General features: G+C 58.8%; 8 protein-coding genes. 6 read left to right on the top strand and 2 right to left on the bottom strand.

The features are described from left to right. Positions 1-87: 87 nt before the first annotated feature. The 6 genes from F4Z81_05175 (at position 88) to F4Z81_05150 (ending at position 7,907) form a co-directional block, all read left to right on the top strand. On the top strand, positions 88-2,589 hold the full coding sequence (locus tag F4Z81_05175; GenBank protein MXW04445.1) for a hypothetical protein: 2,502 nt from the start codon (positions 88-90) through the stop codon (positions 2,587-2,589). Between the two features lie 91 nt (positions 2,590-2,680). Next, on the top strand, positions 2,681-3,544 hold the full coding sequence (locus tag F4Z81_05170) for a carbon-nitrogen hydrolase family protein (protein MXW04444.1): 864 nt from the start codon (positions 2,681-2,683) through the stop codon (positions 3,542-3,544). A gap of 79 nt (positions 3,545-3,623) precedes the next feature. Continuing rightward, entirely contained in the window at positions 3,624-4,121 is a 498-nt protein-coding gene (locus F4Z81_05165) for a histidine phosphatase family protein (GenBank protein ID MXW04443.1), read from the top strand. Between the two features lie 96 nt (positions 4,122-4,217). Next, complete coding sequence (locus F4Z81_05160) at positions 4,218-4,925, top strand: alpha/beta hydrolase (GenBank protein MXW04442.1); 708 nt, start codon at positions 4,218-4,220, stop codon at positions 4,923-4,925. Positions 4,926-4,989: 64 nt separating this feature from the next. Further along, positions 4,990-6,345 carry a DNA recombination protein RmuC gene (gene rmuC, locus F4Z81_05155; protein MXW04441.1) on the top strand — a complete coding sequence of 452 codons (1,356 nt, stop codon included), beginning with the start codon at positions 4,990-4,992 and terminating at the stop codon, positions 6,343-6,345. Between the two features lie 308 nt (positions 6,346-6,653). Then, entirely contained in the window at positions 6,654-7,907 is a 1,254-nt protein-coding gene (locus F4Z81_05150) for an ATP-binding protein (protein ID MXW04440.1), read from the top strand. Positions 7,908-7,928: 21 nt separating this feature from the next. Here the strand turns inward: F4Z81_05150 and F4Z81_05145 are convergent, their stop codons facing one another. Together F4Z81_05145 and F4Z81_05140 are read right to left on the bottom strand one after the other, a co-directional pair. Continuing rightward, positions 7,929-9,086 (bottom strand): DNA modification methylase, encoded by a 1,158-nt coding sequence (locus F4Z81_05145; protein ID MXW04439.1) that lies wholly within the window; start codon positions 9,084-9,086, stop codon positions 7,929-7,931. After that, positions 9,086-9,805 carry a hypothetical protein gene (locus F4Z81_05140; protein ID MXW04438.1) on the bottom strand — a complete coding sequence of 240 codons (720 nt, stop codon included), beginning with the start codon at positions 9,803-9,805 and terminating at the stop codon, positions 9,086-9,088. Before F4Z81_05140 ends, F4Z81_05145 begins: the two co-directional genes overlap by 1 nt. Positions 9,806-9,991 lie beyond the last annotated feature (186 nt).

Raw genomic sequence — 9,991 nt, 5'->3', positions numbered from 1 at the left:
TTCAAGTTCAATTTGAAATTTGTACAAAAACACGCTTCAAAATGCCGATTGCATCACCATAAGTTACATACGGAATGAGGCGCCCACATGCCAGACTACCTGCCCCTCGACCTGTCCGCCCTGTGTAACGCCGGACTCGACGTCCTGGAGGAGAAGCCCAACACGCCCATTGGCGATCAGTTGTGCCGCGGCCTGCCCTTCCGGGTAAACGACGATCCGGCGAATTGTTTCATTGCCTTCGATAAGACCTCCGGCGGCGTGACCATTCCCGTCAACAGCCGGGCTACGGGTCTGATCCTGGCACATCGCCTGCTGAAATCCGACCTGATGGAGGGCGGACCGCTGGGGATCCCCGTGGCGGAATACGTGTTCCGGCTGGCGGGCGGCAAGGAGGGCGGCGAGGAGAGCGGTGAGGAGATTCGTGTACCCATCCGCGAGCGTTTTGAAATCGGCCATATCTCCCTGGGCGGAAAGCCTTTTATCGCCCTTCCGGACCGGGGCCAGGTGAAGATGCGGCGTTACGCGGGGGACAACTGGGGCGACTCGGGCAAGCGTCAGACTGAAGTCACGGGAGACTATTCCAGGGGATACTACCTCTGGGCCTGGCGGAACCCCCATCCCGACCGCGAGATCGAATCGCTGGAGGTCATCCCGGCCGGTCCGCCTTTCATCATCGCCGGACTGACGGTTTCGCAGGCCAACGAACATCCCTTCGTCCGCCAGGGGAAACGCGAGGCGCGCCTTACGCTGACCGATCCCGACGACGCCGAAAAGCCCTTCGACCTGCGCGTAGACGTGGACCGGGGCATCGCCTCCTACGTCCATCCCCTGCCCGAGGCCTCGGCCGATGACTTCGTCGACGGCGATTTCGCCGGATGGGGCGAGGCCCAGAATCCGAAGTCGAGCCCGGCCTACGTCGAAGTGGCGGCCATCCCGTCCGCGACGCTGTCGGTGAAGCAGGGCGAGGAAACCGTCGGCGAGGTCAAATGGGGCGACGTGGAGCAGAAGAAGGTGATCGAGACGCCGCGTATGCGCGTGGAGCTTCTGGACCGGGGGCGGAACTGGGTAAACGTCACCGTCCTCGATGACGACACGGGAAGGCCGGTCCCGTGCCGCGTCCACTTCCGCTCGCCCGAAGGCATCCCCTACCAGCCCTACGGCCACCACAACCAGGTCAATTCCAACCTGGACACCTGGCACATCGACATCGGCGGGGACCTCCGGCTCGGTCAGATCACCTATGCCTACATCGACGGCAAGTGCCAGGGGTGGCTGCCCCGCGGCGAGGTGATCGTAGACGTGGCGCGGGGGTTCGAGTACGAGCCGCTGCGGACCCGGGTGAAGATCGAACCGGGGCAGCAGGAACTGACCCTGCGGCTCAAGCGCTGGGTGAATATGAACGCGCAAGGCTGGTACAGCGGCGATTCGCACGTCCACTTCCTCTCGACGCAGGGCAGCCATACGGAGTCCCAGGGGGAGGACCTGAACATCGTGAACCTGCTGCCCTCGCAGTGGGGCAACCTCTTCACCAACACGGAGGATTTCACGGGCCGGCCGAGTATCTCTCAGGACGGGAACAACATCGTCTACGTGGGTCAGGAGAACCGGCAGCACTTCCTGGGCCACCTCATCCTCTGGGGCCTGAAGGAGCCGGTCATGCCCTGGTGCACCGACGGCCCGGGGGAGGCGGAACTGGGCGGCACGCTGGAGATCACGATGAGCGACTGGGCGGACCAGTGCCACGCACAGGGCGGCTCGGTCATCATCCCCCATCTCCCCAACCCGAACGGAGAGCCCGCGGCGCTCATCGCCACGGGCCGCGTGGACGGCGTGGAGATGCTGCGCCACCAGCCCTTCAACCACATCGAATACTACCGCTATCTCAACTGCGGGTACAAACTGCCCCTGGTGGGCGGCACAGACAAAATGAGCAGCGACGTGCCCGTCGGGCTGTACCGCACCTACGCCTACATGCCCGAACAGGACTTCACCTACGACAACTGGTGCAGCGCCGTCTCGCAGGGGCGCACCTTCCACAGCGGCGGTCCCATCATCCACCTCTCCGTGGACGGGCACCAGGTGGGCGACACGGTGCAGGTGTCGGGTCCCGGCACGGTGGAGGTCCAGGCCTGGTCGGAGAGCATCTTCCCGATCCATACGCTGGAAATCGTCCAGGGCGGACGCGTCGTGGCTTCCACGGAGGACCGCAACGGAACGCGCCGCCTGGAGCTGAAGGCGCACGTGAAGGTGGACGGGCACACCTGGCTGGCCGCGCGATGCGCGGGGCCGGACTACACCAGCGTGCCCCACCACGACGGCTGGGGACGGGGGATCTTCGCCCACACCTCGCCGGTCTACGTCGCCTGCGGGGGCGAGTGGTGGATGTTCGACCGGGACGCCGCCCAGTACATGCTCACCCTCATCGACGGCGACCTGCAGTACATCCGCCGGACCGCGGCGCGGCACGAACCTGGCACGGCCACCCATCATCACGGCGAGGAAGACCATCTCGCCTACCTGGAACGGCCCTTTGTCGAGGCGCGGGAGGCGATTCATCGCAGGATGCATCAGCTTGGGATACCGCATTAAGGACCTGGGCATTCTGAATGCATGAGTGCCCTGGCCGCATCAGTAAGTCAGGACTCGCAGATCAGCATTACGCAATCACAGGAGAGCAGCCATGAGTTCAAGCAACGAAGTACGTATCGGTTGTGTGCAGACGCCGGCCTCGGCGACCTTCGACGAAGCCATCGAGGTCGCCAGCCGCCTGGCGGGCGACGCGGTGGCGAAGGGCGCCGATCTGGTGTGCCTGCCCGAGTTTTGCGGCGGCCTCAGAACCGACAACGGCATGATCTGTCCGCCCTCGGCGCCGGAGGCGGACCATGCCGTGGTCGCGGCCCTGCGGGATTTCACGCGGAACGCCGGCGTGTGGACGCTCATCGGCTCCGTGGCGGTGGACGGGCTGGACGGCCGGCTCATCAACCGGGGTTTCCTGGTGGACGACCAGGGAGAGATCCGCGCGCGCTACGACAAGATCCACCTGTTCGACGTGGACCTCTCCCGGGACGAGCAGTACCGGGAGTCGGACGTCGTATCCCCCGGCGAGACGGTCGTGGTAGCGGACACGCCCTGGGGCCGGCTCGGCATGACCACCTGTTACGACCTGCGCTTTCCCCAGCTCTACCGCACGCTGGCGCAGGCCGGCGCCGAGATCCTCGCCGTACCGGCGGCATTCACGAAGACGACGGGACAGGCCCACTGGCACGTGCTGAACCGCGCCCGCGCCATCGAGAACGGCGCCGTGGTGGTGGCCCCCTGCGCCGCGGGTTCGATTCCGGGCGGCGGCGAGGTGTACGGCCATTCGCTCATCATCTCCCCCTGGGGCGAGGTCCTGGCCGACGGCGGCGAAGACGTGGGCGTCATCGTCGCAACGGTGGACCTGGGTAGCGTCGCCAGCGCGCGTGGCCGCGTACCGAGTCTCCGCCACGACCGTCCGTTCAGCCTGCCCGCGAAGACCAGGTCGGACCGGCGTTCGGTGGCTTGAGCGCAGGGGCTGGTCCAATCGGACCTGAGAAGTCCGCCCCGCTGCCGTACGAACCACCTATCCAAGGGAGCGCTTCCAGGTGAAAGAACTCATCCTGGTCCGGCACGCCAAGTCGAGCTGGAAGGACCCCACCCTAAGCGATCATGAGCGGCCGCTGAACAAGCGCGGGAAGCGGGACGCGCCGGAGATGGGGGAGCGGCTGGCACGGAGCGGGTACAATCCGGACCTGATCGTATCGAGTTCCGCGGTCCGGTCGCTGGACACGGCACGGACCATAGCCGGGAAGCTCGGATACCCCCGTGAAAGCATCGTGGTGGAGCAGCGCCTCTTTCACGCGGGCGTTGCCGAACTGCTTCACGTGATCCGGGGCGTGGATGATTCGGTGGATATCTTGATGCTGTTCGGGCACAATCCGGGATTGACGGATCTTGCGAATCACCTCGGGCCGCGAGAGATCTTCAACATGCCTACCTGCGCGGTGCTGCACCTCAGGTTCCAGGGAGACACCTGGTCCACCGTGGGCGATGTGCCCGGCGACGAAGTGATCTACGACTATCCGAAGCGCGCGGTGCAGTAGCGCAACGCAGGCGTAAGGTTATATTACGTGGGCGGGCCGCAGGGAGTTATAAGAGGAATACCGCAGGGAGTTAAACGAGCTAAGCTGGAGGAATGAATGCCCGTTGATACGAGAGAAATGAAGTTCATCTCGACTGAAGAGAAAGGCGAGGTTTCGGCCATACTTGCGAAGCCGGGCGGCTCATCCGGCGCAGGTGGATCCGACGGCCCGGCCGCCGCACATGCCCTGCTGGTGCTAGGACACGGATCGGGCACGAACATGCGCCATCGGTTCATGGAGGAACTGAGTGGCGCGCTGAACGAAGCGGGGGTTGCCACCTTTCGATTCAACTATCCCTATTCCGAGAAGGGCGGCGGCGGAATGGACGGCGAGAAGGTGCGCCTGGCCACGGTGCGGGCGGCCATCGAAACGGCGAAGGAAAGCGCCGACGGGCTGCCGGTGTTCGCCGGCGGGCATTCAATGAGCGGTCGGATGGTCTCGACGGCGTGCGCCCGAGAACCGGTCGAAGGGCTGAGGGGCATCGTGTTCTACGCTTTTCCCCTGCATGCGGGCAAGAAGAACACGGAGCGTGCCGAACACCTGAAGGCGGTCGAGGCGCCCATGCTGTTCCTGTCCGGCCAGCGGGACTCGATGGCGGACCTGGATCTGCTGCAGCCGGTCGTGGACGACCTGGCTAACGCGACGCTGCACGTCGTGGATACGGCGGATCATGGATTCAAGGTATTGAAACGGCGGAACACCGACGAACCCGTCATGAAGGAGCTGGCCAGGGTCTCGGCCGAATGGATGGCGGGAGAACGGTAGCCGGACTATGCTGACCATGCTGACCGCTTGACTACGGCACTTCCTTAGTGTCTTATTAATCCACATGGACACACTGACGATCATATTGCTCATCGCACTCCTGGCCTGCTTGGCGCTGGCGGCCGGCGTGCTGGTATGGAGCTTCAGAAACAGCAGCCGGATCATCGCCCTCAGCGGCGAGAAGGCGGCCATGGAGACCGAACTGGGCGTGGTGCGCGAGCAACTGGCCGAAGCGGGGAAGTCGCTGGAGGAAGTCCGGAAGCTGGAAGTCGAACGGGCCGAACTGCTTCAGAAACTCTCCAACGCGGAGGAACGCCTCGGCGAGCGCGACGAGGTGGAGAAGCGGTTCAAGGACACCTTCAAGGCCTTGTCCTCGGAGGTCCTGAAGTCGCAGCAGGAATCGTTCAAGGCAAACGCCGAGGAGTCTCTCAAAGCGCGCCAGGAAGCCGTCGAGAAACTGGTCAAGCCCCTGTCGGAGAAGATCGAGTCGCTGGACAAGGCGCGGGCCGAAAACGCCGGTGAATTCCGCACCCAGATGCTGAACCTCATGCAGACCAACAAGGAACTCGCCACTGAGGCCCAGACGCTTTCCAACGCGCTCAAGCGGCCCGACGTGCGCGGCCGGTGGGGGGAGACGCAGCTCGAACGGGTCCTTGAGCTTTCGGGCCTTCGGAAGGACATCGATTTCACGGTGCAGGACAGCTTCGACAGCGAAGGCGAACGGATTCGAACCGATGTGATCGTCCATCTGCCGCAGGACCGGACGGTCATTCTCGATTCCAAGGTGTCACTGACGGCGCTCATGGAAGCCTTCGAGACGGACGACGACGAAACCCGGTCGGCCGCGTTCGACCGCCATGTCAGCCAGGTAAAAAGCCACGTGGACTCCCTGGCAAAGAAGGAGTACTGGAGCGTCCTGGCCTCGACGCCGGACATGGTGGTGATGGTCCTGCCCGAGTTTGCCTTCCTCCCCGCCATCGAACGGGAACCCGGGCTGACGGAACGGGCTCTCGAGAAAAACGTGGTTATCGTTACGCCGCCGGCCCTGCTGGCGCTGCTCAAGGCCGTGGAGATGTCCTGGCAGCAGATCCGCGTCGCGGAGACCGCCCGGCAGATCAGCGACCTGGGCAAGGAGATGTACGACCGGCTGGCCGTTTTTGCCGGGCACTACGTCAACGTGGGCAATTCGCTTCGGCAGGCGATCGAGCGGTACAATCGGAGCGTCGGATCATGGGATACCCGTGTTGCTACCTCCGCCCAACGATTCTCCGACTTGAACGTCCCCATCACGCGGGAACTCCCGGAGGTTCCGCCGGTCGATGCCATTCCCGGATCGATCCAGAAACTGACGGACGGTAAGATGGAAGACGGGAAGCTTTCGGATGGGAATCTGGAAGACGGGAAGCTCGCGGACGGGTAGCTGGTGGACGACGATCAGGCTGAAAACGTGGACGGACGCGTCGTTGACAACGATGGATAACTGATTACCGATCACCGTCAGGGCCGATCTCGTCGTTTCCAGGAAAACACGGTGCCGTTCCCCCACGGAACTCCCTGGCACGCATCCCCCGATTCCCACAACCATTTCCCACACTTGATTACCCCTCCCACCGACAGCTTCTGATCGCCTCGCAAGTCATTCTAACGTAAAATTTGCTTGCTTTGTCATAATAATAGCGTATTATTTATCATAAAGAGCATAATATAACGCCAAAAAGAGTTCGTGACATGAAAAACAGGACAGTGCTGTCCTTGATGAAACAGAAGGCGGACACCCGCCTGGGACGACTGATCGCATTGACAGGTGCTCGTCAGACCGGTAAGACCACGTTGGTGCAGGCCGGGTTTCCTGAATACGATTTCGTCTCGCTCGAAGACCCGATCGTGCGCCCTGACTTTACGGCACTGTCGGCGGCGCAGTGGTATCAACGTTATCCCAGGGTCATTCTGGACGAAATCCAGAAGGCGCCTTCGATAGTCGAATCCGTCAAGGCAGTGTACGACCGGTATCCCGACAGTCGTTCCATTCTGCTTGGATCCAGCCAGATCCTGTTGATGGATCAGATCCGGGAGAGCCTGGCTGGACGCGTCACAATAATGGAACTGTATCCGCTTACGATACCGGAGATGATGACCGATTCCTGGCACGATCCCGTCGTGGAATCCCGCCTGGTCCGGTACCTTGAATCCGGGGATCCTGGTATTCTGGTATCAGGAATACCCCAGCAAAGCGACCGATACGCCAGAGCGGTTGATTGCCTGGATCACTACTTGGAATACGGGGGCATGCCGGTAGTTTCCGATAATACGCTGTCCCGGGAGGACCGGTACGGATGGCTGCAGGACTACCTGCGAACGTATCTGCAAAGAGATCTTCGAGATCTGGCCAACCTTCGGGACCTGGTACCCTATGTACGCATGTTGCGGGCATTGGGCGGTTTGGCCGGCGGTTTGCTGAATATCAGCGAACTGGCCCGTCTCGCCGGCGTGACGCACAGGACGATCAATCGTTTCGTCACTTACCTCGAAATCAGTTACCAGGTCATCCAGCTACAGCCGTGGTTCAGAAATCGGAACAAACGCCTTTCCAAGGCAGCGAAGATTCACTTCCTCGATCCGGGCATCCAACGTGCACTGCTCAACCGCAGGTCCCGCCCAACGGGTTCCGAATTCGAAGGCGCCATCATCGCGGAGATCTTTAAACAGACGCAGAACCTGAAGTTGCCCGTTGATTTCTATCATCTGCGTACGGTCGACGGCCGGGAAGTCGATCTGCTGATCGAGACTGAAAGCGGCTATGTGCCTGTCGAGGTTAAATACAAAGACAGGGTCTCGCACAGGGACGCGCGCCACCTGCGTCGTTTGGATGAGATCCTGGACAAACCCGTCCTCCAAGCGCTGGTACTATCCAACGATCCACACATCCGAGACCTGGGCGATGGCGTGATGGGGATACCCGCGGGATGGGCGCTCGGTGGGTGAGCAGTGCTGAGGCAAGAATGGTCAGTTACAAAAACTGAAATTTGATGGCTTGAACTGAATTGTAAAACCCAATCGTTTGCGTCGAGGAGGCAGATACAGTAAATCTATCTCTCCTGGTTTGGGACCATCGTCACCGTATAGGGCAGTCTGCGTTTTTCTTACATAAGGAGCGGGAAGCTCGTATGCTCGATGGTTAGGAAGGATTTTAGCTAAAATACCAGATATCATGTTTCTAGTTCGTAATCTAGCATCAGATCGAATGTACCAAACGGTTCCTCTATGGGTATAGTTACATGTCGTAATAAAAGATTTGAGTAACATTTCGCCGTACAGTTCCGTATTGGTGTATTTTTGTTCCGCATTCCAATCTGGCAACTCTGGTCCTTCTCCTAGCGCCCATAGCCGTATCCAATTGTCGGCACGGTAGTCTGTAACATTACTGTAAGGCGGTGACGTTATGACAAGATCAGCAGGTCTATCGGTCTTTGGAAGACAACTCGAAGCTTTGCCCAATCCGATGGCGGGAGCATCCATACCTGCTGGTCGCGGTGTACCCTTGGCATATCGCCAATGGAGACGTTTTGCTAGAAACTTATCAGGTTCAATCTCAGGGGGTTTTTCGTATCCGTTAGTCTTCCACCAGCGAATACAGTAATCAGGAGAAAGTGCACGGGAGTGGCGAAGTTGGTTGGACAGACCGTGTCCTTTCTTATCATGGAGATGCTGAATCAGCATCGTGATTACGGTACGATCTAACTGGTCTTCTTGCCAGTTGAGGATTCTCTTTCCCGCGTTAACGAATCCTAAGACTATACGACAGAATGCTAGTTCTTGGAACTCGTTTATAGGCTGGCAGTCATCGCGTGTCACTGCCTCTCTGACCTGTGAAATACGAGTTCTCACCGCCTCAATCTCAGGATATGGATCAGTTTTAGTTTTGGAATAAAGCCATGCTATTGGGTTATTGTCACATCCTACACCTTTGCGACCATTAATCATCGCTATGAATGGCGTAGTGCCACGTCCACAAAAAGGATCAATGACTGTATCGCCCTTTCTTGAGAATAAGGAGACTATCCTTTCCACGAAAGGTATTGGAAACATAGCGTAATAAGGGCCCAAGCGTGCCCATCTACCTGCGGCCGTACTGTAGGATAGGTCAGCTAGTGTTGTCTTCATTATGGGTGATAGGAGTTTTCATCGAAGAGGTTGGCTAAAATTCGTTGACCTTGTCGTAGAGGGATCGCCGCGTGAGCATTTGCTCGAATTAGTGGAATAAAACCGTCTTGGTACAGGTGTGTGTAAAGGTCATCTACAATATCAAGGACTTCTCCTAACCTGGGGAATGCTGCCAGTTCTGTTCCATTTGGGTTCCGTCCGGCTGAATTTACGATAGGTGTCATAACTACGGCATGTTGGCCTGAACGATTCTTATAGAGCACTTTCCGTCCATAATACACGGCAGCGCCATACGGTTTCTGAGTATTTGGATTGGGCGTAATATGCCGATAGATGTATTCAGTTGTGGGGGCCATGGCTGTGCTATTTTGTAGTTTTTGCCGACGTCCTTGAGTTTGGTGCCAATCCAATTCTTCAAGGTGATCCAGAAACTCACCAGATTTCTCCATACCCATTAGTAATAGCCCTGCATGTCCTTGTGAGACAAGGTCATTGTGAATATCTGCAATCTCGTTTTGCACATGTTCTTTCAGCCAAGCTGGCATCCCAAATATAGCCAATGGTCCATCTACAACGAATGCGATTTCATCAAACCAACTTGGGGGATGATTTCGTTTAAAATACCTCAGGATATTCACCAAAAGGAGATGTTCTGTTACCATTCGAAAAGCTGTGAAGGCTTGTTCACTACTACTACTATCGTAAAACCTTTCGTGCATCCTAAGGCTATCCGTCGGGTAAAGCTGCTCCCGGTCTGAACAGGAACAAATGTCGTTCTTTCGAGGCCTGGATATGTGTTTCTCACAATCCTCTATTGGGCATTTGAAGCGATTCGTTTGTCCAGATACGTTTCCTGTGATATCGAGAAACGTTTCGAGTAGTGATTCGTGATCTGGGTCTAATCG

The organism is Gemmatimonadota bacterium (assembly GCA_009835325.1).
Classification (GTDB): Bacteria; JAAXHH01; JAAXHH01; order JAAXHH01; family JAAXHH01; genus JAAXHH01.
This window is presented reverse-complemented; position numbering and strand designations above follow the sequence as displayed.